This is a genomic window from Bacillus sp. C-3-6, assembly GCF_054509685.1.
Genome location: NZ_CM137247.1, coordinates 3,699,350 through 3,723,663, shown reverse-complemented (window position 1 = coordinate 3,723,663; position 24,314 = coordinate 3,699,350). Strand labels below are relative to the sequence as shown.

General features: G+C 37.6%; 24 protein-coding genes, 2 pseudogenes and 1 other annotated feature. Of the genes and pseudogenes, 22 read left to right on the top strand and 4 right to left on the bottom strand.

Features of this window, described 5'->3' with window-relative positions; all coding sequences use genetic code 11:
- The first annotated feature begins 71 nt into the window (after positions 1 to 71).
- The 20 genes from pgeF to pyrE all read left to right on the top strand — a co-directional run bounded on the left by pgeF (position 72) and on the right by pyrE (position 20,642).
- Positions 72 to 890 (top strand): peptidoglycan editing factor PgeF, encoded by an 819-nt coding sequence (gene pgeF / locus ACW0JX_RS18925; protein ID WP_001209012.1) that lies wholly within the window; start codon positions 72 to 74, stop codon positions 888 to 890.
- A complete protein-coding gene (locus ACW0JX_RS18920; protein WP_000218011.1) occupies positions 887 to 1,561 on the top strand; it encodes a YggS family pyridoxal phosphate-dependent enzyme in 675 nt (224 codons plus the stop codon). The genes pgeF and ACW0JX_RS18920 overlap by 4 nt, the downstream gene beginning before the upstream one ends.
- Positions 1,562 to 1,580: 19 nt before the next feature.
- Entirely contained in the window at positions 1,581 to 2,051 is a 471-nt protein-coding gene (locus ACW0JX_RS18915; protein WP_000119129.1) for a cell division protein SepF, read from the top strand.
- A 6-nt stretch (positions 2,052 to 2,057) separates the two neighbouring features.
- A complete protein-coding gene (locus ACW0JX_RS18910) occupies positions 2,058 to 2,321 on the top strand; it encodes a YggT family protein (protein ID WP_000214324.1) in 264 nt (87 codons plus the stop codon).
- Between the two features lie 15 nt (positions 2,322 to 2,336).
- A complete protein-coding gene (locus tag ACW0JX_RS18905; RefSeq protein WP_000029713.1) occupies positions 2,337 to 3,104 on the top strand; it encodes a YlmH family RNA-binding protein in 768 nt (255 codons plus the stop codon).
- 89 nt (positions 3,105 to 3,193) lie between these two features.
- On the top strand, positions 3,194 to 3,700 hold the full coding sequence (divIVA, locus tag ACW0JX_RS18900) for a septum site-determining protein DivIVA (protein ID WP_001131611.1): 507 nt from the start codon (positions 3,194 to 3,196) through the stop codon (positions 3,698 to 3,700).
- A gap of 51 nt (positions 3,701 to 3,751) precedes the next feature.
- Positions 3,752 to 3,975: a binding site (T-box leader), on the top strand.
- Positions 3,976 to 4,046: 71 nt separating this feature from the next.
- Positions 4,047 to 6,812, top strand: a complete 2,766-nt coding sequence (gene ileS2 / locus ACW0JX_RS18895; protein WP_000455951.1) for an isoleucine--tRNA ligase — start codon at positions 4,047 to 4,049, stop codon at positions 6,810 to 6,812.
- A 157-nt stretch (positions 6,813 to 6,969) separates the two neighbouring features.
- A complete protein-coding gene (locus ACW0JX_RS18890; RefSeq protein ID WP_001002956.1) occupies positions 6,970 to 7,299 on the top strand; it encodes a TraR/DksA C4-type zinc finger protein in 330 nt (109 codons plus the stop codon).
- A 124-nt stretch (positions 7,300 to 7,423) separates the two neighbouring features.
- Positions 7,424 to 7,882 carry a lipoprotein signal peptidase LspA gene (lspA, locus tag ACW0JX_RS18885; RefSeq protein ID WP_000642180.1) on the top strand — a complete coding sequence of 153 codons (459 nt, stop codon included), beginning with the start codon at positions 7,424 to 7,426 and terminating at the stop codon, positions 7,880 to 7,882.
- Positions 7,883 to 7,886: 4 nt separating this feature from the next.
- The gene (locus tag ACW0JX_RS18880; RefSeq protein WP_459245001.1) at positions 7,887 to 8,795 is read left to right on the top strand and encodes an RluA family pseudouridine synthase; all 909 of its coding nucleotides are present in this window, start codon (positions 7,887 to 7,889) and stop codon (positions 8,793 to 8,795) included.
- Positions 8,796 to 8,998: 203 nt separating this feature from the next.
- A complete protein-coding gene (gene pyrR, locus ACW0JX_RS18875) occupies positions 8,999 to 9,541 on the top strand; it encodes a bifunctional pyrimidine operon transcriptional regulator/uracil phosphoribosyltransferase (RefSeq protein WP_459245000.1) in 543 nt (180 codons plus the stop codon).
- 146 nt (positions 9,542 to 9,687) lie between these two features.
- Complete coding sequence (gene uraA, locus ACW0JX_RS18870) at positions 9,688 to 10,980, top strand: uracil permease (RefSeq protein ID WP_139213262.1); 1,293 nt, start codon at positions 9,688 to 9,690, stop codon at positions 10,978 to 10,980.
- 148 nt (positions 10,981 to 11,128) lie between these two features.
- Positions 11,129 to 12,043, top strand: coding sequence for an aspartate carbamoyltransferase (pyrB, locus tag ACW0JX_RS18865; protein ID WP_000018860.1), 915 nt, complete (start codon positions 11,129 to 11,131; stop codon positions 12,041 to 12,043).
- Positions 12,027 to 13,313, top strand: coding sequence for a dihydroorotase (gene pyrC, locus ACW0JX_RS18860; protein ID WP_001108371.1), 1,287 nt, complete (start codon positions 12,027 to 12,029; stop codon positions 13,311 to 13,313). Before pyrB ends, pyrC begins: the two co-directional genes overlap by 17 nt.
- Positions 13,310 to 14,407, top strand: coding sequence for a carbamoyl phosphate synthase small subunit (locus ACW0JX_RS18855; RefSeq protein ID WP_000828670.1), 1,098 nt, complete (start codon positions 13,310 to 13,312; stop codon positions 14,405 to 14,407). Before pyrC ends, ACW0JX_RS18855 begins: the two co-directional genes overlap by 4 nt.
- Positions 14,392 to 17,610: a carbamoyl-phosphate synthase large subunit gene (carB, locus tag ACW0JX_RS18850; protein WP_001126128.1), complete on the top strand. Its 3,219-nt coding sequence runs from the start codon at positions 14,392 to 14,394 to the stop codon at positions 17,608 to 17,610. Before ACW0JX_RS18855 ends, carB begins: the two co-directional genes overlap by 16 nt.
- Entirely contained in the window at positions 17,607 to 18,386 is a 780-nt protein-coding gene (gene pyrK / locus ACW0JX_RS18845) for a dihydroorotate oxidase B electron transfer subunit (protein ID WP_000983359.1), read from the top strand. Before carB ends, pyrK begins: the two co-directional genes overlap by 4 nt.
- Positions 18,383 to 19,312, top strand: a complete 930-nt coding sequence (pyrD, locus tag ACW0JX_RS18840) for a dihydroorotate oxidase B catalytic subunit (protein WP_001081057.1) — start codon at positions 18,383 to 18,385, stop codon at positions 19,310 to 19,312. The genes pyrK and pyrD overlap by 4 nt, the downstream gene beginning before the upstream one ends.
- A complete protein-coding gene (pyrF, locus tag ACW0JX_RS18835; RefSeq protein ID WP_000083496.1) occupies positions 19,297 to 20,013 on the top strand; it encodes an orotidine-5'-phosphate decarboxylase in 717 nt (238 codons plus the stop codon). The genes pyrD and pyrF overlap by 16 nt, the downstream gene beginning before the upstream one ends.
- Positions 20,010 to 20,642: an orotate phosphoribosyltransferase gene (gene pyrE / locus ACW0JX_RS18830; protein WP_053563751.1), complete on the top strand. Its 633-nt coding sequence runs from the start codon at positions 20,010 to 20,012 to the stop codon at positions 20,640 to 20,642. The genes pyrF and pyrE overlap by 4 nt, the downstream gene beginning before the upstream one ends.
- 37 nt (positions 20,643 to 20,679) lie before the next feature.
- Here pyrE and ACW0JX_RS18825 read toward each other — a convergent pair.
- The 3 genes and pseudogenes from ACW0JX_RS18825 to ACW0JX_RS18815 form a co-directional block, all read right to left on the bottom strand.
- Positions 20,680 to 20,931, bottom strand: a pseudogene (locus ACW0JX_RS18825) (HAD family hydrolase); the annotation flags it as partial.
- A gap of 92 nt (positions 20,932 to 21,023) precedes the next feature.
- A complete protein-coding gene (locus ACW0JX_RS18820) occupies positions 21,024 to 21,278 on the bottom strand; it encodes a YbeF family protein (protein WP_459244999.1) in 255 nt (84 codons plus the stop codon).
- Positions 21,279 to 21,445: 167 nt separating this feature from the next.
- A complete protein-coding gene (locus tag ACW0JX_RS18815) occupies positions 21,446 to 22,831 on the bottom strand; it encodes a membrane protein (protein ID WP_000537906.1) in 1,386 nt (461 codons plus the stop codon).
- A gap of 166 nt (positions 22,832 to 22,997) precedes the next feature.
- On the opposite strand from ACW0JX_RS18815, the pseudogene ACW0JX_RS18810 reads away from it, so the two are divergent.
- Positions 22,998 to 23,361 (top strand): annotated as a pseudogene (locus ACW0JX_RS18810) (YoqO family protein).
- 15 nt (positions 23,362 to 23,376) lie between these two features.
- Entirely contained in the window at positions 23,377 to 23,745 is a 369-nt protein-coding gene (locus tag ACW0JX_RS18805; RefSeq protein WP_001208250.1) for a YoqO family protein, read from the top strand.
- Between the two features lie 32 nt (positions 23,746 to 23,777).
- Here the strand turns inward: ACW0JX_RS18805 and ACW0JX_RS18800 are convergent, their stop codons facing one another.
- On the bottom strand, positions 23,778 to 24,302 hold the full coding sequence (locus ACW0JX_RS18800; protein ID WP_001012056.1) for a DinB family protein: 525 nt from the start codon (positions 24,300 to 24,302) through the stop codon (positions 23,778 to 23,780).
- Positions 24,303 to 24,314: the final 12 nt, after the last annotated feature.

The window sequence follows — 24,314 nt, the reverse complement described above, 5'->3', positions numbered from 1 at the left end:
AAAGTATGGTAAAATAGACAGGAAGTACCATGCTTTTTTCTGTTATTTTAATTAAAAGGAGCCGCTTTATTATGAGAGAACCATTTAAATATGTGGACGGTATACTGTATTTACAAGCGTGGAAAGAACTTGGAAACATTACTGCTGGATTTACGACAAAAGATGGTGGGATAAGTACGGGCTCCTTTCATGCGATGAATTTAGGATTACATGTGAATGATATCGTGGAGAACGTTCATGAAAACAGACGCATTTTAGCAAATAAGTTACAAAAACCATTAGAAAACTGGATTTGCTCTGAACAAGTTCATGATCATCATGTTGAAAAAGTAGGGCAACAGGAAAAAGGAAGTGGCGTTTATTCATATGAGGACGGCATTTCAAAAACAGATGGCATTTATACGAGTAATGAAGATGTTCTGTTAACGTCTTGTTACGCGGATTGTGTTCCGCTCTATTTTTATGCACCATCACATGGTATGATAGGACTTGCGCATGCTGGATGGAAAGGTACTGTACAAGAGATTGCAAAGGAAATGATTCAAAAGTGGAATGCGGAAGGTATTTCAAGTGATGAAATTCATGTTGCAATTGGACCGTCGATTGGATCTTGTTGTTATGTTGTGGATGATCGTGTATTAACAGCAGCACAGAAAGTAATTAACGGTGCTGTTCCTCATCAAAAAATTTCTGACGGGCAGTACGCAATTAATTTAAAAGAAATTAATCGTATATTATGTGTACAAGCAGGCATAAAAGAAGAGCATATTGTAATGTCATCTCTTTGTACAAGCTGTGAAGAGCAACTATTTTTCTCTCATCGTCGTGATCAAGGTAAGACAGGAAGAATGTTGAGTTTCATAGGTTTTAAGGAGGAAGGAAGCAAGTGACAGTACAAGAAAATTTAGTAATTGTAAACGAAGCTATTAAAGAATCTTGCGTTCGAGCTGGACGTTCGTTGCAAGATATTAAACTTGTTGCAGTGACAAAAACTGTAGGGATTGAAAAAACAAACGAAGTAATTGAAACTGGAATTATCGATTTAGGTGAAAATAGAAATGAAGGTTTCTTACAGAAATATGAGCATTTCGGTTCAAAAGTTAATTGGCACTTTATTGGCTCATTACAAACGAGAAAAGTAAAAGAAATCATTAATGAAATTGATTATTTACATTCGTTAGATCGTCTTTCCCTGGCGAAAGAAATTCAGAAACGTGCTGATAAGAAAGTGAAATGTTTTATTCAAGTGAAAACCTCATCTGAAGAATCGAAGCAAGGATTAGCAATAGAAGAGGTTGTTTCTTTTATTCAAAGTTTGCAAGAATTCGATAAAATTGAAGTGGTTGGACTAATGACGATGGCTCCATTTACAGAAGAAGAGGAAGAAATCAGACGCTGTTTTAAGGAATTACGTATGTTGCAAACAAAGGTGCAGGAGCTAGAGTTATTACATGCGCCATGTAAAGAATTATCAATGGGAATGTCCAACGATTACACGATTGCAATTGAAGAAGGGGCTACATATATTCGTTTGGGAACGATTTTAGTAGGAAAAGCGTAAAAGGAAGGAGAATCTTATTATGAGTTGGTCAAAAGTAAAATACTTCTTTTTTGATACACCGGAAGAAAAAGAAGCAGCTCAATATGGTTATGAAAAGGAGCAAACAGACATGAAAAAGCAGCAAGATCCACCAGAACAACAAGATGTTACGTTTCCAAAAGCGCAACCGAAGCAAAATGTTGTGAGTATTGAAACAGCAAAACAATCTTCAAAAGTTGTTTTATTAGAACCACGCACATATTCGGAAGCACAAGGGATTGCGGACCACTTAAAAGGTAGACGAGCTGTTGTAATTAATTTGCAGAGAATGTCTACTGATCAAGCGGTACGTATCGTTGACTTTTTAAGTGGTACTGTATACGCTATAGGCGGGGACATTCAAAAAATAGGACCGAAAACATTTATGTGTACACCTGAAAATGTTGATATTGTTGGTGCAATTTCAGAGTTATTCGGTGAAGAAGAAGAAACAAATATAAAGAGGTGGTAATACGCCATGACAACAGTTTTAATGGTGTTAAGTTCTGCTATCGAGATTTACTCGTGGGCACTGATTATTTACATTCTCCTATCATGGTTTCCTGGTGCAAAGGAATCATCTTTTGGAGAGTTCTTGGCGCGAATTTGTGAACCGTATTTAGAACCATTCCGCAGATTTATTCCGCCGCTTGGTATGATTGATATTTCTCCACTCGTTGCGATTTTTGCGTTAAAACTTGCTAAAAGTGGTTTGTTCAGTTTGTTCAGCTATTTCTTATAGTAAGAGGTTAAATACATGAGCATTTACGAACATTTTAGGCCTGATGAAGAGGTCTTTGTAGATAAAGTGCTGGAGTGGAAGCGAACAGCGGAGTACCATCAAGTGAAATTAACAGATTTCCTTGATCCAAGACAGCAACAAATTGTTTCTATGGTAATTGGACAAGGAGATGTCGCTGTACAATTTGGTGGTGCAACGCCTAATGCAGAGCGTAAAAGAGCACTCATTTATCCAGACTATCTAGAATTAAATGAAGAAGAATTTCAAGTAGAAGTATTAGAAATTGACTATCCTTCCAAGTTTTATACGCTAGAACATAGGCAAATATTAGGTACATTTATGTCTCTTGGTTTAACGAGAGAAAAATGTGGTGATATTTTGCTGCAAGAAAATCGTGCCCAAATTGTAGTTGCGAAAGAAATCGTATCGTACATTGAGATGAACTTACAAGCAATAGGAAAAGTAAAAGTCTCCTTATCAGCAGTACAAGGAGAACAAATTCTACAAATACATGAAACGTGGGGGGAGAAATCTGGAACGGTTTCTTCACTTCGTTTAGATGTTATGTTAGCTGAAATGTTACATTTATCTAGACAGAAAGTACAACCTTTCATAAAAAATGGTTTAGTAAAAGTCAATTGGAAAACAGTGGAGCAAACTTCTTATGAATGTTATCCAGGAGACGTTTTTTCTGTTAGAGGATATGGCCGAAGTAAATTATTTTCTGTAGAAGGTAGAACAAAACGCGACAAATGGAGAATTTTGTATGGTATACTAAAATGATTGGTTTTTTAGAAGGAAATCCTCCTATTTTGTCGAAGAAAAGATATAATTGAAAGAGGAAATTTAGATAACTACTTGGAGGTGGCGTTGTGCCGTTAACACCATTAGATATTCATAACAAAGAATTTGGTCGCGGATTCCGTGGCTATGATGAAGATCAAGTAAATGAGTTTCTTGATCAAATTATCAAAGATTATGAATTGGTCATTCGTGAGAAAAAAGCTTTAGAAGAAAAAGTTGCGCAGTTAGAAGGGAAGTTAGATCATTTCTCTAATATTGAAGATACGTTAAACAAATCTATCGTTGTTGCGCAAGAAGCAGCGGAAGAAGTAAAACGTAATGCGCAAAAAGAAGCGAAATTAATTGTGCGTGAAGCTGAAAAGAATGCTGATCGTATTATTAACGAAGCATTAGTAAAATCAAGAAAAGTTGCTTTTGATATTGAAGAGCTAAAGAAACAAGCGAAAGTATTCCGAACTCGTTTCCGTATGTTATTAGAAACACAGCTTGAAATGTTAAACAACGATGATTGGGATAAACTAATTGAGTTAGAAGACGAAGTAGATGAACTGTTGAAAAAAGAAGAAACAGTGTAAGCTTGACGTTTTTCTCATTATTACATATAATTTTAAACAACATATTTATTAAGAAAAACGAAGATAGGGATAAGTACCTTTTCAAACCTTATATAGCGAACTGAGGATGGTGTAAGCTCAGGATAAGGAGATAGTGGGAATATCACCCTGGAGTTCCGCGCTGAACAAATAGAGTAAGCGTAGGCGTGTATTCGCGTTAAGAATATAAAGAGGATTCTATACATATGTATATGATCTACTAGGGTGGTACCGCGGGAGACTTTCTCGTCCCTTTTTGGGATGAGAAAGTCTCTTTTTTATTCCGTTTTTTAAGTATTTCTTTTATACATGTAAGGAGGAATTGAGCATGGAGTACAAAAATACATTACTGATGCCGAAAACAGAGTTCCCAATGCGTGGGAACTTACCAAAACGTGAGCCTGCAATGCAAGAAAAATGGGCTGAAATGAATATTTACGAAAAAGTACAAGAACATACAAAAGGTCGTCCTTTATTTGTATTGCATGATGGACCTCCATATGCGAATGGTGACATTCATATGGGACATGCATTAAATAAAGTATTAAAAGACTTTATTGTTCGTTATAAATCAATGACTGGTTTTAGTGCGCCATATGTTCCAGGATGGGATACGCACGGTTTACCAATTGAACAAGCTTTAACAAATAAAGGCGTAAAACGTAAAGAAATGACAGTTGCTGAGTTCCGTAAGTTATGTGCAGAGTATGCATATGAACAAGTAGAACGTCAACGTGAACAATTTAAGCGTTTAGGTGTACGTGCAGATTGGGATAATCCATATATTACTTTAGAGCCAGCTTATGAAGCACAACAAATTAAAGTGTTTGGTGACATGGCGAAAAAAGGTTATATCTATAAAGGTCAAAAACCAGTTTACTGGTCTCCAACGAGTGAATCTGCTTTAGCAGAAGCTGAAATTGAATATCAAGATAAAAAATCAGCATCTATTTACGTAGCATTCCCTGTAAAAGATGGAAAGAATGTATTAGAAGGTGATGAAAAGTACATCATTTGGACAACAACACCTTGGACATTACCTGCAAACTTAGGTATTTCTGTTCACCCAGAGCTTGAATATAGTATTGTAAAAGTAAATGATGAGAAATATATCATTGCTTCTGAGCTGTTTGAGACAGTTGCAAAAACGTTAGAGTGGGAAAATGCTGAAGTTGTGAAAACAGTAAAAGGTAGCGAACTTGAGTACACAGTTGCAAAACATCCATTCTACGATCGTGATTCATTAGTTATGCTAGGAGATCACGTAACAACAGATGCAGGTACAGGTTGTGTTCATACAGCACCAGGACACGGGGAAGATGACTTCGTTGTTGGTAAAAAGTATGGATTAGAAGTACTTTGCCCAGTCGATGATAAAGGTGTATTAACAAATGAAGCACCTGGATTTGAAGGCTTATTCTATGATAAAGCTAACAAGCCGATTACAGAAAAATTAGAAGAAGTAGGCGCGTTACTGAAACTAACATTCATTACGCATTCATACCCACATGATTGGAGAACGAAAAAACCAATTATTTTCCGTGCGACAGCGCAGTGGTTTGCATCTATTGAAGCATTCCGTAAAGAATTAATAGAAGCTGTAGCGGAAACGAAATGGGTACCAGCATGGGGAGAAACTCGTCTTCATAATATGGTTCGTGACCGTGGTGACTGGTGTATTTCTCGTCAGCGTGCATGGGGTGTGCCAATTCCGGTATTCTATGCTGAGAATGGTGATCCAATTATTACGGATGAAACAATTAACCATGTAGCAGATTTATTCCGTGAACACGGTTCTAACGTATGGTTCGAGCGTGAAGCGAAAGATCTATTACCAGAAGGATTTACACATCCGGGTAGCCCAAATGGCGAATTCCGTAAAGAAACAGACATCATGGATGTATGGTTCGATTCAGGTTCTTCTCACCAAGCGGTATTAGAAGAGCGCGAAGATTTACAGCGTCCAGCTGATTTATATTTAGAAGGATCTGACCAGTATCGTGGTTGGTTTAACTCTTCATTATCAACAGCAGTTGCTGTAACAGGTAAAGCTCCATATAAAGGCGTATTAAGTCACGGTTTCGTACTAGATGGTGAAGGACGTAAAATGAGTAAGTCGATTGGAAACATCGTCGTACCGAAGAAAATTATGGATCAATTAGGCGGAGACATTTTACGCTTATGGGTATCTTCTGTTGACTATCAATCTGACGTACGTATTTCAGATGATATTTTAAAACAAGTAGCAGAAGTGTATCGTAAAATCCGTAACACATTCCGTTTCTTATTAGGAAACTTAGACGACTTTAAGCCAAGTGAAAATGCAGTAGCTGTAGCTGAACTTCGTGAAGTAGATCGTTACATGTTAGTGAAATTAAATGACTTAATTACAAAAGTTAAAGAAGCATATGAGACATACGACTTCGCTGCTGTGTATCATGCAATTCATAACTTCTGTACAATTGATTTAAGTTCATTCTACTTAGACTTTGCAAAAGACATTTTATACATTGAAGGTGCAAATCACGAAGATCGTCGTGCAATTCAAACTGTATTATATGATGTTCTTGTTGCGTTAACGAAACTTGTAACACCAATCTTACCGCATACAGCTGATGAAGTATGGCCATACATTCCAGGCGTAACAGAAGAAAGTGTACAATTAACTGATATGCCAGAAGCTGTACAATTAGATGACGCGGAAGCGTTAAAAACAAAATGGGATGCATTTATGACATTACGTGATGACGTGTTAAAAGCACTAGAAGTAGCTCGTAATGAAAAAGTAATCGGTAAGTCATTAAATGCAAGCATTACGCTATATCCAACTGCAGAAATGAAAGCTATGTTAGAGTCTATTAGCGAAGACTTAAAGCAATTATTCATCGTTTCTGAGTATAAACTTGGTGGTATGATGGATGAAGCGCCAGCAGATGCACCGAAGTATGAACATACAGCGGTTGTTGTTGCTCAAGCAACTGGTGAAACATGTGAACGTTGTTGGGTAGTTTCAGAAACAATTGGTAAAGATGCTGAACATGAAACATTATGTGAGCGTTGTGCAACAGTTGTTAAAGAAAACTATGTAAAATAATAAAAAACTGACTGCTATTCATGCAGTCAGTTTTTTTGTTGATGGCATATCAAAAAAAACTTTTCAGACTCTTTCCTGTGAAGGAAAAATGTGTGTGAGGTAAGCAAATAAATTTCGGACACACTAACTGTACATTACAGCTAGGAGGAATGTACACGTGAATGAGATTTACATGGAAATAAAAGAAGAATTGCAATTGATGAGAAAAGAGTTGCAAGAGAGACTAGCTAAAGAAGTAATGCACAAATATGATGTCGAGTTCAGCCAAGAGCTTGGATATGAAATTAAGGAAGAGATAAAGAAAAAATTGCTATTACATGATATAAAAGAGGATTTAAAGGATGTAGAACGCGCATTATTTAAAATGGAAATAGACATGTACGGTATTTGTGAAGAGACGGGGAGATTAATTTCGACAAAGCAAATGAAGACAATGCCGACTGCTCGTACGATTCATGAATTCTTCTATGAAAAGGTAAATGTATGAATACGCACAACGATATTATATTACCTTTTTTTAATTTATTTTATTCTTCTATAAAGGTTCATTGTGAAAAGGTAGCAGCTATGCTAAAATTTTGAGGTACACTGTCTTTGTGGGGGAAATGAAAATGATATATTATGTAATAGCGTTATTTGTCATTGCTATCGATCAAATATCGAAGTGGTTAATTGTAAAGAACATGGAATTGGGTACGAGTATTCCGATTATCGACAATGTATTATACATAACATCACATCGAAATAGAGGCGCTGCTTGGGGTATTTTAGAAAATAAAATGTGGTTCTTCTACATTATTACAGTTGTTTTTGTAGTGTTTATCGTATTTTATATGAAAAAGTATGCGAAAACAGACAAGCTTCTAGGTATTTCGTTAGGTCTAATTTTGGGCGGGGCAATTGGTAACTTTATTGATCGTGTATTTAGACAAGAAGTAGTGGATTTCATTCACGTGTATATTTTCTCGTACAACTATCCAGTATTCAATATAGCTGATTCAGCATTATGTATTGGTGTTGTATTAATTATTATTCAAACATTATTAGAAGGCAAGAAAGCGAAGGAGTAATTGAATGAGTGAAGTAGTACAAGTAACAGTTGCAGTAGAGCAAAAAAACGAGCGAATTGATAAATTCGTTACAGGGATAAATAACGAATGGTCACGTTCACAAGTACAGCAATGGATTAAAGATGATGTTGTGACAGTGAACGGGAAAGCAGTAAAAGTGAATTATAAAGTAAAAGAAGAAGATGAAATTACAGTAACGATTCCTGAGCCAGAAGCGCTAGATATTCAACCAGAGGATTTAAATTTAGAAATTTATTATGAAGATGCAGATGTGCTTGTTGTAAATAAGCCACGTGGCATGGTTGTACATCCAGCACCAGGGCATACAAGTGGTACACTTGTAAACGGCCTTATGCACCATTGTACAGACTTATCAGGCATTAACGGTGTAATGCGTCCAGGTATCGTGCATCGTATTGATAAAGATACATCTGGACTATTAATGGTTGCTAAAAATGATATGGCACATGAATCGCTTGTAAATCAGCTTGTAGCCAAAACAGTAACGAGACGTTACAAAGCGATTGTACACGGTGTGATTCCGCATGATAAGGGAACTATCGATGCACCAATTGGTCGTGATAAGAAAGAGCGTCAAAGTATGACAGTTGATGAAAATGGTAAGAACGCTGTTACGCACTTCCAAGTGTTAGAACGTTTTAAAGACTTTACACTTGTAGAATGTCGCTTAGAAACGGGACGTACGCACCAAATTCGTGTTCATATGAAATATATTGGCTATCCACTTGCAGGAGATCCGAAGTATGGTCCGAAGAAAACGTTAGATATGAATGGACAAGCACTTCATGCGGGTATTTTAGGCTTTGATCATCCTCGTACTGGTGAATATATTCAGTTTGAGGCACCGATTCCAGAAGTGTTTGAAGACGCATTAAATATTTTACGAAAATAGTATTGACAAATCATAAGAAAACTGAGATACTGACAACAGTTAAATAATGATCCTTTAACACAGCCCCGTGAGGTTGAGAAGGTAACGGTTTGAAATACTTAGGGTATGTTGTACCCTTTTTCAAAAGTCCTCTCGCACACGCTGAGAGGACTTTTTTTATACCATTACTCTCACGCAAGAAAAAAAGCTTGGAGGTGTAGAGCATGCAAGAGAAAGCTGTCGTTTTAGATGACCAAATGATTCGCCGCGCTTTAACACGAATTAGTCATGAAATCGTGGAACGAAATAAAGGTGTCGATAATTGTGTTCTTGTCGGAATTAAAACTCGTGGAATTTTTATTGCACAACGTTTGGCAGAACGAATTGGTCAAATTGAAGGAAAAGAAATGGAAGTTGGAGAGTTAGACATTACGTTATATCGTGATGATTTAACACTACAATCCAAAAATAAAGAACCACTTGTAAAAGGTTCTGATATCCCTGTAGATATTACGAGGAAAAAAGTTATCCTCGTTGATGACGTATTATATACAGGAAGAACAGTTCGAGCAGCAATGGATGCTCTTATGGATTTAGGTAGACCATCTCAAATTCAATTGGCGGTTCTTGTTGATAGAGGTCATCGTGAATTACCAATTCGCGCTGATTATGTAGGAAAGAACATTCCAACATCAAGTGAAGAGCGTATCGAAGTTGATTTGCAAGAGACAGATCAACAAGATCGAGTAAGCATATACGATAAGTAAAGCCCTTTTAAATGTAGTCCTGTGAGGCTGCCAAAGGGTCTTGGCTTTCATATGTCAAATTTGGCATACGAAAGTATAGGACTCTTTGTGCACAGGCACAAAGAGTTTTTTTATTGCAAAGATTTAAACTGAAGGAGGATGTAACAATGGAACAAAAGCCAGTGTTAGACGTTAATGAAGTACCGAAACCGGGAAAATGGTTATTTTTAAGTATACAACATTTGTTCGCGATGTTTGGATCAACAGTGCTTGTTCCGTTTTTAACAGGATTGAATCCATCAGTAGCATTAATATCAAGTGGATTAGGAACGCTAGCGTTTCTTCTTATAACGAAAGGTCAAGTACCAGCATATTTAGGATCATCATTCGCCTTTATCGCACCGATTATAACAGCGAAAACGGCAGGTGGGCCGGGAGCAGCAATGCTTGGTGGTTTACTAGCAGGGCTTGTGTACATCTTAATCTCACTCGGAATTAAGAAATCAGGATCAGAGTGGATTATGAAACTACTACCACCAATCGTAGTTGGTCCAGTAGTAATGGTAATCGGTCTAGCTTTAGCACATACAGCGGTTAACATGGCGATGAACGGTGCGGATGGCAAATACAGCTTTACACATTTTTCAGTAGCATTAGTAACATTAGCAATTACAATCATTTGCTCGATATTCGGAAGAGGATTTTTCAGTATCATACCAGTGTTACTTGGCATTATCGGCGGATATATCTTCGCTTACTTCCAAGGGCTAGTAGACTTAAAGCCGGTAGCTGAGGCAAAATGGTTTGTTGTACCAGATTTCACAGTACCATTTGTAACATACACACCAGAGTTTACATGGAAGATTGTACTCTTGATGGTACCAGTTGCACTAGTAACAATATCAGAACATATCGGACATCAAATTGTACTTGGAAATGTTATTAAAAGAGATTTAATTGAAAAACCAGGTTTACACCGTTCGATCTTCGGTGACGGAGTAGCAACATTAATTGCATCACTAATCGGTGGGCCACCGAATACAACGTATGGTGAAAACATCGGTGTGCTAGCAATTACGAGAGCATACAGTGTATACTTATTCATCGGTTCAGCAGTATTCGCAATCATGTTCGGATTTATCGGTAAGATTTCTGCACTGATTCATTCGATCCCAACACCAGTTATGGGCGGGGTATCAATCTTACTATTCGGTGTAATCGCATCAAGCGGATTACGCATGATGGTAGATGATAAAACAGATTTAAGTGACAAACGAAACTTAATGATTGCATCAGTAATACTAGTAATCGGTATTGGTGGAGCGGTACTTCACGTAGGGGATTCATTCCAAGTCGAAGGAATGGCGCTTGCAGCAATTGTAGGTGTACTGTTAAATCTACTACTACCAGAAACAAAACAAGAAAAACATACAAAACAATCTAAGCAGATTGCTTCATAAAAATAACCTTTTAATTCAGTCCTGTGAGACAGAAAAGGGTGGCTTCTTCCTTGCACCCTAGTCTTACATGACTAGGGTATTTTTATGCAAAGGTTGTTATAAAAATACAAAAGTGGTAACATAAAAATCAGAAAGATGAGGGATGACGATGAGCCATTTGTTAACGATGAGTGAATTATCGGAAGTAGAAATTTCAGAAATCCTAAAAGACGCAGAAGATTTTGCGAATGGAAAAGAGAGCAAAACGACAGAGCAAACTTTTGTTGCAAACTTGTTCTTTGAGAATAGTACGAGAACGAGATTTAGCTTTGAAGTTGCTGAGAAGAGATTAGGACTAGATGTTTTAAACTTTTCAGCTGATGCATCTAGCGTACAAAAAGGAGAAACTTTATACGATACGATAAGAACACTAGAATCAATCGGAACAAAAGCAGTGGTCATCCGCCATGAGCAAGATCGCTACTTCGATGAACTAAAAGATCAGGTGAATATCCCGATCTTAAACGCTGGAGATGGATGTGGAAACCACCCAACGCAGTGCCTACTCGACCTTCTTACAATTAAACAAGAGTTTGGAAGATTTGAAGGTTTGAAGATTGCAATAGTAGGAGATGTTCGTCATAGCCGAGTAGCACGTTCTAATGCAGAAGCATTAACGAAGCTTGGTGCAACAATTTACTTTGCAAGTCCAGAAGAGTGGAAAGGTGAAGACAACACATTTGGAACATACAAACCATTAGATGAACTTGTTCCAGAAGTGGATGTAATGATGTTACTCCGTGTACAACATGAGCGTCATGATCATTATGAAACAGACATTATGAAAGAATATCATGAGAAACACGGATTAACAGTAGAAAGAGAAAAGCGTATGAAAGAAGGAAGCATTATTATGCATCCAGCTCCTGTAAACCGTGATGTTGAAATTGCAAGTGAACTTGTTGAGTGTGAGCGTTCACGCATATTTAAACAAATGGAAAATGGAGTTTACGTAAGAATGGCTGTACTAAAACGCGCCTTACCAAATGTATTAGGAGGAATGAAACATGAATTACTTGTTTAAAAATGGTCGTTATATGAATGAAGAAGGAAAAATTGTAGCAACAGATCTTCTCGTACAAGACGGTAAAATCGCTAAGGTAGCAGAAAATATTACGGCAGATAATGCTGAAGTAATCGATGTGAACGGAAAGTTAATCGCACCTGGATTAGTAGATGTACACGTACATCTTCGTGAACCAGGTGGTGAACATAAAGAAACAATTGAAACAGGTACACTAGCAGCGGCAAAAGGTGGATTCACTACAATTTGTGCAATGCCAAATACACGTCCAGTACCAGATTGCAGAGAACATATGGAAGACTTGCAAAATCGTATTAAAGAAAAAGCCCATGTCAACGTACTACCATACGGAGCAATTACAGTACGTCAAGCTGGTTCTGAAATGACAGATTTCGAAACATTAAAAGAACTTGGAGCATTTGCTTTCACAGATGACGGCGTAGGCGTACAAGATGCGAGCATGATGTTAGCGGCTATGAAACGTGCAGCAAAATTAGATATGGCAGTAGTTGCGCACTGTGAAGAGAATACGCTTATTAATAAAGGTTGTGTACATGAAGGGAAGTTTTCTGAGAAACACGGATTAAACGGTATCCCATCAGTATGTGAATCTGTACATATTGCAAGGGATATATTGCTTGCGGAAGCAGCAGATTGTCACTATCACGTATGTCACGTAAGTACGAAAGGTTCAGTACGTGTAATCCGTGATGCGAAACGCGCTGGAATTAAAGTAACAGCAGAAGTAACACCACATCACCTAGTGTTATGTGAAGATGATATCCCATCAGCTGATCCTAATTTTAAAATGAACCCACCGCTTCGTGGAAAAGAAGACCATGCAGCATTAATTGAAGGTTTATTAGATGGAACGATCGATATGATCGCAACTGACCATGCACCGCATACAGCGGAAGAGAAAGCACAAGGAATTGAAAGAGCACCATTCGGAATTACTGGTTTTGAAACAGCATTCCCGCTTCTATACACAAACCTTGTGAAAAAAGGAGTTATTACGCTAGAACAATTAATTCAATATTTAACAGAAAAGCCAGCTGATACATTCGGCTTAGAAGCAGGTCGCCTGAAAGAAGGTAGAACAGCTGATATTACAATCATTGATTTAGAACAAGAAGAAGAGATTGATCCAACAACATTCTTATCAAAAGGAAAAAATACACCATTCGCAGGTTGGAAATGCCAAGGATGGCCGGTAATGACAATCGTTGGTGGTAAGATCGCATGGCAAAAGGAGAGTGCATTAGTATGAAAAGACAACTTATCTTAGAAGATGGAACAGTATTAATTGGAAAAGGTTTCGGAGGAGAAATCGAAAAGTCAGGTGAGGTTGTATTTACAACAGGAATGACTGGATATCAAGAAACATTATCTGATCCATCATATTGCGGTCAAATCGTAACATTCACGTACCCATTAATCGGAAACTACGGCATTAACCGTGACGATTTCGAATCGATTCACCCATCTGTAAATGGTTTAATCGTAAACGAAATTTGTGATCATCCATCAAACTTCCGTAATGAAATTTCGTTAAATGATTACTTAAAAGAAAGAAACATCCCGGGATTAGCAGGAATTGATACGAGAAAATTAACGAGAAAAATTCGTCAATACGGTACATTACGCGGACGCCTTTGTAACATGGATGCAGATGTAGAATACATCGTGAGCCAATTAAAAGCGACAGTATTTACAGATCACGTGAAACGCGTATCAACGAAAGATCCATACCCAAGTCCAGGACGCGGACACCGAGTTGTACTTGTAGACTTCGGAATGAAACATGGTATTTTACGAGAATTAAATAAGCGTGACTGTGATGTAATTGTAGTTCCTTACAACACAACAGCAGAAGAAATTTTACGCCTTAGCCCAGATGGAATTATGTTAAGTAACGGACCTGGGGATCCAAAAGATGTACCAGAAGCAATTGAAATGTTAAAAGACATTATCGGTAAAGTTCCTTTATTCGGAATTTGCCTAGGACATCAATTGTTCGCTCTAGCATCTGGTGCAAATACAAGTAAGTTGAAATTCGGTCACCGTGGTTTAAACCATCCAGTAAAAAATCTTGCAACTGGAAAAGTAGCAATTACATCTCAAAACCATGGTTACGCAGTAGAAGAAGAATCAGTTGAAAATACAGAGCTTGAAATTACACATGTTGCTTTAAATGATGGAACAGTAGAAGGTCTTCGTCATAAGAAGTTCCCAGCATTTACAGTACAATACCATCCAGAAGCTTCAGCAGGACCTGAAGATGCAAATGATTTATTCGAAGATTTCTTAGCAATGATTGAAAACTTCAAGAAAGAAGGGGAAGAGTTATGCCAAAACGCCTAGACATTAACACAATTTTAGTAATCGGATCAGGACCAATTGTAATTGGGCAAGCAGCGGAGTTTGACTACTCTGGTACACAAGCTTGTCAATCTCTAAGAGAAGAAGGTTACAAAGTAATCCTTGTTAACTCTAACCCAGCAACAATTATGACAGATACTGCAACAGCAGATAAAGTATATATCGAACCATTAACATTAGAATTCGTAAGCCGTATTATTCGTAAAGAACGTCCAGATGCAATCTTACCAACATTAGGTGGTCAAACAGGGTTAAATATGGCTGTTGAACTTGCGAAATCAGGCATACTTGAAGAATGCGGAGTTGAAATTTTAGGAACGAAATTATCAGCCATCGAGCAAGCGGAGGATCGCGATTTATTCCGTACATTAATGCAGGATTTAAATGAACCAATTCCATCTAGTACGATCATTCATACGCTGGAAGAAGCACATGAATTTGTAAAAGAAATTGGTTATCCAGTTATTGTTCGCCCAGCATTTACAATGGGAGGAACAGGTGGCGGAATTTGTAGTAATGAAGAAGAACTAATTGAAATCGTATCCGGTGGATTAAAACATAGTCCAGTAACACAATGTTTATTAGAAAAGAGCATTGCTGGTTGTAAGGAAATTGAATATGAAGTAATGCGTGATTCGAATGATAACGCGATTGTAGTATGTAACATGGAAAACATCGATCCAGTTGGGGTTCACACAGGTGATTCTATCGTAGTAGCACCAAGCCAAACATTAAGCGACCGTGAATATCAAATGTTACGAAACACTTCATTACGAATTATTCGTGCATTAGGAATTGAAGGTGGATGTAACGTTCAGCTTGCACTAGATCCACATAGCTTCCAATACTATGTAATCGAAGTAAACCCACGTGTAAGTCGTTCATCTGCACTAGCATCTAAAGCGACTGGATATCCAATTGCAAAATTAGCAGCGAAAATTGCAGTCGGCTTAACATTAGATGAAATCATAAACCCAGTAACACAAAAAACTTACGCTTGCTTCGAGCCAGCATTAGACTATGTTGTTTCAAAAATTCCACGCTGGCCATTTGATAAGTTTGAATCAGCAAACAGAACACTTGGTACACAAATGAAGGCAACTGGTGAAGTTATGTCAATCGGACGTAACTTAGAGCAATCATTATTAAAAGCGGTTCGTTCTTTAGAGCTTGGCATTTATCACTTAGAATTAGACCACTTAAAAGAACTTGATAAAGAAACAATGAAAAAACGCATTATTAAAGCAGACGATGAACGACTGTTTATTGTAGCAGAAGCAATTCGTCAAGGTGTAACGAAAGAAGAAATCAACGAATGGTGTGAAATGGACTTCTTCTTCTTACAAAAAATTGAAAACATCGTAAATATGGAACGCGAAGTAAAAGCGAATGTAGGAAATATGGAAGTACTACAAGCTGCGAAAGAAATGGGCTTCAGTGATCACTACATTGCAGCTGCTTGGAACAAAACGGAGCGTGAAATTTACGATATGCGTAAAGAAAGCAATATAACTCCTGTTTATAAAATGGTAGATACTTGTGCGGCAGAGTTTGAATCTGCAACACCATACTACTACAGCACATATGGTGATGAGAATGAATCGGTGATAACAGATCGTAAGAGTGTTGTTGTACTAGGGTCTGGTCCAATCCGTATCGGTCAAGGGGTTGAGTTTGACTATGCAACAGTTCACTCTGTATGGGCAATTAAAGAAGCTGGATATGAGGCAATCATTGTTAATAACAATCCAGAAACAGTTTCAACAGACTTCAGTATTTCTGACAAATTATACTTTGAACCATTAACAATTGAAGATGTAATGCACATCATTGATTTAGAAAAACCAGAAGGCGTTATTGTTCAGTTCGGTGGACAAACGGCAATTAACTTAGCGGCGAAATTAGAGGCTCACGGTGTGAAAATCTTAGGAACATCACTTGAAGACTTAGACCGTGCAGAAGATCGTGATAAATTTGAAGCTGCTTTAACAAAACTTGGTATCCCGCAACCAGTTGGTAAAACAGCAACGACTGTAGAACAAGCGGTAGCAATCGCAGAAGAAATTGGTTATCCAGTATTAGTAAGACCATCTTACGTACTAGGTGGACGTGCGATGGAAATCGTATATCGTCAAGAAGAACTGCTGCACTACATGAAAAATGCAGTTAAAGTTCATGCAGATCACCCAGTATTAATCGACCGTTACATGGTTGGTAAAGAAATTGAAGTAGATGCAATTTCAGATGGTGAGAATGTATTCATTCCAGGTATTATGGAACATATTGAACGCGCTGGAGTTCACTCTGGTGACTCAATTGGAGTATATCCACCACAAAGTTTATCTGAAAAACTAAAAGAACAAATCATTGAACATACAATTGCACTTGGAAAAGGATTAAACATTGTTGGATTACTAAATATCCAGTTTGTAGTATTCAAAGATCAAGTGTACGTAATTGAAGTAAACCCACGTGCAAGCCGTACAGTACCGTTCTTAAGTAAAATTACAGGCGTACCGATGGCGAATGTTGCAACGAAAGTTATTTTAGGGCAAGACCTAGTAGAGCAAGGATACGGAACGGGCTATCACCCAGAAGAGAAAGAAGTATATGTAAAAGCTCCGGTATTCTCATTCGCGAAACTACGTTCAGTTGATACAACATTAGGACCTGAAATGAAATCAACAGGGGAAGTAATGGGTAAAGACTTAACGCTTGAAAAAGCATTATATAAAGGATTAGTTGCTTCAGGAATTAACATCCCAACGCACGGATCAGTAATCATTACTGTAGCGGATAAAGATAAAGAAGAGGCGATGGAAATTGCAAAACGTTTCCACGAAATCGGCTATAACTTATTAGCAACAGCTGGAACAGCACAATCATTAGAAGAGCAAAATATCCCAGTACAAGTTGTAAACAAAATTGATTCTGAAGACTACAACTTACTAGATATTATCCGTCAAGGAAAAGCACAGTTTGTAATTAACACATTAACGAAAGGTAAACAACCAGCGCGTGATGGTTTCCGCATTCGCCGTGAATCAGTAGAAAATGGCGTGGCTTGCTTAACATCACTTGATACAACAAGAGCAATCTTACGAGTATTAGAATCTATGACATTCTCAGCTCATTCAATGAAAGAAATTACGCAAACAAAGCGTCACGAGGTGGTACATGCATGATGCAAAAGCAAAATATGATCGTCGTTAATCAAAAAGAAATCGCAAAAAACATTTACGAGTTAGTGCTTCAAGGAACTTTAGTACAGCAAATGAACGAACCAGGGCAGTTTGTACACATTAAGGTAGCAGAGGGCATTGCGCCCCTTCTGCGCCGCCCGATTAGTATTTGTAATGTAGATCAAGAGAAGAACGAATTTACAATGCTATATCGTGCGGAAGGACAAGGGACAAAAACATTAGCAACTAGAAAACAAGGTGAAATGGTAGACGTACTAGGACCACTAGGACACGGTTTTCCTGTAGAAGAAGCAGAAGCTGGTCAAACAGCTTTACTAGTAGGCGGGGGGATTGGTGTACCACCACTTTATGAACTATCACAGCGCCTCGTTGCAAAAGGTGTACGTGTAATTCACATCTTAGGTTTTCAAACGAAAGATGTAGTTTTCTATGAAGAAAAATTTGCAGAACTTGGTGATACGTACGTTGCGACAGTAGATGGTACACACGGTACAAAAGGATTTGTCACAGATGTAATTGATAATTACGGAATTGACTTTGATATTCTTTATTCATGTGGTCCGTTAGCGATGCTTCGTGCATTAGAAGGACGTTACAAAGAGAAAAAAGCCTATATTTCATTAGAAGAACGTATGGGCTGCGGTATTGGAGCTTGTTTCGCATGTGTATGCCACTTACAAGAAGATCCAAGTGGACATTCTTACAAGAAGGTGTGTAGCGACGGACCAGTATTTCCAATCGGGGAGGTTGTACTATGAACAGATTGCAAGTTGAATTACCAGGATTATCATTAAAAAATCCAATTATACCGGCATCTGGATGCTTTGGATTTGGTCGTGAATATGCACAGTTTTACGATTTAAGTGTACTAGGATCAATCATGATTAAAGCGACGACAGAACAACCACGCTATGGAAATCCAACACCTCGTGTTGCTGAAACACCGGGCGGCATGTTAAATGCAATCGGACTTCAAAACCCAGGGTTAGAAAAAGTAATGAATTCTGAATTACCATGGTTAGAACAATTTGACCTTCCAATCATTGCTAACGTTGCAGGCTCACAAGCTGAGGATTATGTAGCGGTTGCAAAGGAAATTTCTAAAGCGCCTAATGTCCATGCACTAGAATTAAATATTTCTTGTCCGAACGTAAAAACAGGTGGTATCGCCTTTGGTACAAATCCTGAAATTGCTGCTGATTTAACGAAGCGAGTAAAAGAGGTTTCTGAAGTACCTGTATACGTGAAGTTGTCACCAAACGTGGCAAACATAGTGGAAATTGCAAAAGCGATTGAAAATGCAGGTGCAGATGGTTTAACGATGATTAATACATTGCTTGGTATGCGTTTAGATTTAAAAACAGCTAAACCAATTTTAGCAAACCGTACAGGCGGATTATCAGGTCCTGCGATTAAGCCAGTAGCAATTCGTATGGTACATGAAGTAAGCCAAGCGGTTAACATTCCAATTATCGGAATGGGTGGTATTGAAACAGCGGAAGATGTAATTGAATTCTTCTACGCTGGCGCAAGCGCAGTTGCAGTAGGTACAGCGAACTTTATCGATCCGTTCGTATGTCCGACAATTATTGAAGAGTTACCAGCATTACTAGATGAATTAGGATTTGATCACATTTCGGAATGTCAAGGAAGGAGCTGGAAGCAAACATGTCACAGTCGTTAATCGTTGCACTAGATTTTCCAGGGAAACAAGATGTAGAACAATTCTTGCGCCACTTTGAAGGGGAAGAGTTATTTGTCAAAGTTGGTATGGAGTTATTTTACAAAGAAGGCCCTGCAATTATTACGTACTTAAAAGAAAAAGGACATAAGATTTTTCTAGATTTAAAACTTCATGATATTCCGAATACAGTAAAAAGCGCTATGCGTAGCCTAGCTAGTCTAGATGTTGATATGGTAAATGTTCATGCTGCTGGGGGAAGCAGCATGATGAAAGCTGCGATTGAGGGATTAGAGGAAGGTAAGCAAGAAGGAAAAGAGAGACCGATTTGTATTGCAGTTACACAACTAACAAGCACTTCGGAAGCTATGATGAAAAAAGAGATTGGCATTGAGAAGACGTTAGAAGAAGCGGTTGCTCATTATGCAAAACTAACGAAAGAAAGTGGACTTGATGGCGTTGTTTGCTCAACGCTTGAAGTTCCAAAATTACGTGAAGTATGCGGGAATGAATTTGTAACAGTAACACCGGGGATTCGTCTTGCAAGCGATGATGTAAATGACCAGGTGCGCGTAGCAACACCGAAACGTGCGAGGGAACTTGGCTCAAGCTACATCGTAGTTGGACGTAGTATTACAAAAGCAGAAAATCCGCTTGAAGCGTATAAAACAGTAAAACAACAGTGGGAAGGTGTAACAGTATGAAAAAAGAAATCGCATCGCATTTATTAGAAATTGGAGCAGTATTTTTACAACCGAATGATCCATTCACATGGTCTTCAGGTATGAAATCACCAATTTATTGTGATAACCGTTTAACTTTATCTTATCCAAAAGTACGTCAAGCGATTGCAGCTGGATTAGAAGAGTTAATTAAAGAGAACTTCCCAACTGTAGAAGTTATTGCAGGAACAGCAACTGCTGGTATTGCGCACGCTGCATGGGTAAGCGATCGTATGGATTTACCAATGTGCTACGTACGTAGTAAAGCAAAAGGCCACGGTAAAGGGAATCAAATTGAAGGAAAAGCTGAAAAAGGTCAAAAAGTTGTAGTAGTAGAAGACTTAATTTCAACTGGCGGAAGTGCAATTACATGTGTAGAAGCACTTCGCGAAGCTGGCTGTGAAGTATTAGGAATCGTATCAATCTTCACATACGAGCTAGAAGCAGGAAAAGAAAAGCTAGAAGCAGCTAACGTAGCATCATATTCTTTAAGTGATTACAGTGCATTAACTGAAGTTGCAGCAGAAAAAGGTATGATCGGACAAGCTGAAACGAAAAAATTACAAGAGTGGCGTAAAAATCCAGCTAACGAAGCTTGGATCACAGCGTAACATGAAAAAAACGACCGCGGGGGAACGCGGTCGTTTTTTATATTATTGTTAAAACTTCATGTAAAGAACAGATAGTAGGAATATCGTACTTGAGTTGTGAGTTATCTTGATTTAACCATATCCCTTGCATCCCAGCTGCTGTACTACTAATCGCATCAGTCTCTAATCGATCGCCAATATAATAGCAATCTTTCATTTCAAGGTTCGATTGTAATACGGTTCTGTGAAAAATTTCAGGATCTGGTTTCGATATACCAAGTTCACTAGAAGTAAATATATATTTGAAAAAAATCTATAATACCATTTCTTTCAGCAACCTCATAATCAAGTAAAGTTCCATCAATATCAAAGAAAATCATATTGCTGTCTCCTTGTTAACAACTAGTTAGCGTTTTCAGCAACCTCATATCCTTTCACAAACAATAGCGTCATATAAGAAACGATAAACGAGAAGATGCTGTACATGCCAACCCAAAAGAAAAATTTTGGAGTAAAGGCGATAACACCTATTATTAAAAAACTAGCAAACGTTACAATCGGCATTACGTAATACGTTTTCGTTTTGCGTGTTCCAATAACAGATACGATAAAGATAAATAATGGACAAATTAATAAGACGAAAATCAATTCATTCATAGGTATGTCCCCTTTTCTAATTGCAGTAATCTGTTTCTCGTAAACGTTTTGAAATAATTACTCTCCTAATATAATTTCGCTAAGTAATAACGAATCCCTCTTGAAAACTGATAATTCATGATGAATTTTACAAGCAAAAAACGTAAGCAAGAGAACACTTGCTTACGTTATAGGATAAACATCGCAACGATCGTGGTGACAATTAAACCGATAACAACCGGTAAAAAGTTTCGGCGTGCAAGTTCAAATGGATCGACTTTACAAATCGCAGCAGCAGGAATAAGTGCCCAAGGAATTAACGTCCCGCCCCCGGTCCATATAGCTGCAATTTGCCCGAGTGCTGTTAATGTAGCTGTTCCATGGCCAAGTGCTGTTCCAAAAAGATTGGCAATGGAACCAGCAAGTGATATACCTGAAAAACCTGATCCATCTAAGCCGGTAATGACACCCACGATGGTTAATGTCCCTGCCGATACATATTGATTTAAAGGAACAGTTTGAGATAAAGCGATGCCTAAGTCGTTAATGATTCCGTGTGAACCTTTCGGTAAATAGTCTCCGATAATTTTCACAAAGCCACTATCTCCTAAATAAAAGAGTGCAGCGATAGGAATAACTGGTCCGAAAATTTTAAAGCCAAATTGGAGCCCTTCTATGAAATAATCGGTCGTTTTATTCAGTCCATTACCTTTGTAGGCGATGAGAGAAATGATGATAATCATAATAACAGTTGTTCCGCCGATAAGTGCAGTTGCGTCGCTTCCTTGTAGTTGAAATTGAATCATGCAAAGGATATCAATGATATATACGATAGGGATACAAATAGCGAGCCATTTCTTTGTGCGAGGAGATAATGAAGTGAGCGTTTTAGAAGACTCAGTTGATAGAATAGATTCTTGTATAGCTAAGCCTGTATGAAACTCTTTTCGTAAGAAGAAAAAAGCGACGGAAGTTGTCACAACGCCCATAACGATAACGAGTGGAACACTTGCAGATACGACGCTGGAAACAGGGAGACCAGCAGCGTCTGCGGTTAATTTTGGTGCGCCTTGTATAACGAAGTCGCCGGATAAAGCAATCCCATGACCGAATAAGTTCATAGCAATTGCTACTCCAATTGGGGGGAGACCGACGCGTACAGCAACCGGTAATAAAATAGCTCCCATTAAGGCGACAGCGGGAGAAGGCCAAAAGAAGAAAGAAATTGTCATCATCAAAAGGCCAATAATCCAGTAGGCGAGGGTAGGGGTACGGATCATCTTTGTAAATGGCGAAATCATTGTATCATTTATACCGGTATGAACGAGTAAATTGCTCATGGATACAATAATAGAAATGATTAATATAGTTGGTAATAGCTCAGTAATGGCGTAAATAAAACTTTGAAAAATGCCGCTAACGGCAAGAGGGATAGAACTTGTAGCAGTTAATGCTAATAAAAAGATAAAAACGATACAAATAATTGTAGTATCTTTCCGGAGAATAAAAAAGGTAATAATAGTGAGTAAACAAATAACATAGAGAGCGTGTAATAGCGTTAATTCAACTCCCATAACATTCACATCCTTAGGCAATCGTGTAGTTTATTGTATGAAAGTAGGGAAAGTATGTGAGTATAAGAAACAGAAAAAAAGGTAAAATTTCATGTACTGCAATGGTAAGGATAAAAATGGATGTTACAATACAATTAATCCTAAAAATGGAATTCGAGGAGGGCTTATGCACAAAAAAATTGGATTTTTGGGATTTATCATATCTTGTAGTCTATTAATCATTTTAAAGCTATTTACAAACAATGAATGGATAAGTATTATACCTGTTTTCGGGTTTGTATTTATACTTTTATATAACTGGGATGGTATGAAACAATACAGTAAAAAGTATCGGAATTATGATAGGTATCATCGTTGTTTGCTCATTGTTCGCAGGGGTTATTTTAATAGAGGGTCAGAAACAAATGGAGAAAATGTCTATTTTTCAAGAATGGATGTCTTCTGCAAACGGCCTTTATCTTGTAATTATAGTTGTTATTTTTCTAAGAATTGTTATAAGTATAGCAAGTTACATATTAAAGGAGAAGTAGAATGGGGGAGTACGAATGAGAGAAAAAATAGGATATTATGGTGTGCTAGTTTGTTTACTATTATCAATTATTTCAGGACAATTTCTTAACAGTGAATGGGTACCAGTTATATTATGTATAGGAGTATTGATTTTTGCTCCTATGTATCGCTGGAATGAATGGAAAGCATATAGTCGAAAAAAGAAAATGGTTTTCAGCATCGAATTTGTCATTATAATCAGTACAATTCCGTTTTTGTTATGGAAAGGAAATGAGATAATAGATGGAATTGTAATGTTTCAAGGGTGGTTGTTTATTGCGAAAATGCTATATTTAATATGCATTTTAATGTTGGTAGTGGTAGTCACTAAAATAGTAAACGAAAAGCTATTCGTTAATGAATAAAAGAAAATGCCACCTTATTCGGTGGCATTTCCTCATTTTACTGCATGAGCTTTTTGCATCTTTTTAATTAAACGAATTTGTCCACGATGATTGATTTCATCTTCAAAAACGTGAAACCACTTAAAATAGTTATTTGCTGGTTTGTCATACCAAAAGTCTGTCGTTTTAAATAACCATTCATCAGGTAACGATTGAAAAGTCTCGATTGTTTTGGAACGTACTTCTTGTAATGTATTTATGTAAAATTCTATAGCGTTTCCTTTTATTTTCTCACGCCCAAGATCGCCTAATTCAATGCCAGGTAACCAGCGTTCTAATTCAGCCTCCGTTGGTTCACGGTCTTCAAAAGTATGAATCTGGTAGTAAAATTCAATAGCAGCCATATGATACAATAACATGCCAATTGAATTTGCTTCCTTATCATATAAATAATCAAGTTCTTCAATTGTTAAACTTTCCACTGCTTGCATTGTTGTATAGCGAGCGTAATTCATCATGGAAACAAGCTTTGAAAATTCTACATGTAAACCCTCCAATTTATCAATTACAAAATTCAATTAAAATTCCCC

Excerpts from the sequence above, each read along its gene's own strand:
- pgeF (WP_001209012.1), top strand. The coding sequence starts at position 72 with ATGAGAGAACCATTTAAATATGTGGACGGTATACTGTATTTACAAGCG.
- ACW0JX_RS18915 (WP_000119129.1), top strand. The coding sequence starts at position 1,581 with ATGAGTTGGTCAAAAGTAAAATACTTCTTTTTTGATACACCGGAAGAA.
- ACW0JX_RS18910 (WP_000214324.1), top strand. The coding sequence starts at position 2,058 with ATGACAACAGTTTTAATGGTGTTAAGTTCTGCTATCGAGATTTACTCG.
- ACW0JX_RS18905 (WP_000029713.1), top strand. The coding sequence starts at position 2,337 with ATGAGCATTTACGAACATTTTAGGCCTGATGAAGAGGTCTTTGTAGAT.
- ileS2 (WP_000455951.1), top strand. The coding sequence starts at position 4,047 with ATGGAGTACAAAAATACATTACTGATGCCGAAAACAGAGTTCCCAATG.
- lspA (WP_000642180.1), top strand. The coding sequence starts at position 7,424 with ATGATATATTATGTAATAGCGTTATTTGTCATTGCTATCGATCAAATA.
- ACW0JX_RS18880 (WP_459245001.1), top strand. The coding sequence starts at position 7,887 with ATGAGTGAAGTAGTACAAGTAACAGTTGCAGTAGAGCAAAAAAACGAG.
- pyrR (WP_459245000.1), top strand. The coding sequence starts at position 8,999 with ATGCAAGAGAAAGCTGTCGTTTTAGATGACCAAATGATTCGCCGCGCT.
- uraA (WP_139213262.1), top strand. The coding sequence starts at position 9,688 with ATGGAACAAAAGCCAGTGTTAGACGTTAATGAAGTACCGAAACCGGGA.
- pyrB (WP_000018860.1), top strand. The coding sequence starts at position 11,129 with ATGAGCCATTTGTTAACGATGAGTGAATTATCGGAAGTAGAAATTTCA.
- pyrC (WP_001108371.1), top strand. The coding sequence starts at position 12,027 with ATGAATTACTTGTTTAAAAATGGTCGTTATATGAATGAAGAAGGAAAA.
- ACW0JX_RS18855 (WP_000828670.1), top strand. The coding sequence starts at position 13,310 with ATGAAAAGACAACTTATCTTAGAAGATGGAACAGTATTAATTGGAAAA.
- carB (WP_001126128.1), top strand. The coding sequence starts at position 14,392 with ATGCCAAAACGCCTAGACATTAACACAATTTTAGTAATCGGATCAGGA.
- pyrK (WP_000983359.1), top strand. The coding sequence starts at position 17,607 with ATGATGCAAAAGCAAAATATGATCGTCGTTAATCAAAAAGAAATCGCA.
- pyrD (WP_001081057.1), top strand. The coding sequence starts at position 18,383 with ATGAACAGATTGCAAGTTGAATTACCAGGATTATCATTAAAAAATCCA.
- pyrF (WP_000083496.1), top strand. The coding sequence starts at position 19,297 with ATGTCACAGTCGTTAATCGTTGCACTAGATTTTCCAGGGAAACAAGAT.
- pyrE (WP_053563751.1), top strand. The coding sequence starts at position 20,010 with ATGAAAAAAGAAATCGCATCGCATTTATTAGAAATTGGAGCAGTATTT.
- ACW0JX_RS18820 (WP_459244999.1), bottom strand. The coding sequence starts at position 21,278 with ATGAATGAATTGATTTTCGTCTTATTAATTTGTCCATTATTTATCTTT.
- ACW0JX_RS18815 (WP_000537906.1), bottom strand. The coding sequence starts at position 22,831 with ATGGGAGTTGAATTAACGCTATTACACGCTCTCTATGTTATTTGTTTA.
- ACW0JX_RS18805 (WP_001208250.1), top strand. The coding sequence starts at position 23,377 with ATGAGAGAAAAAATAGGATATTATGGTGTGCTAGTTTGTTTACTATTA.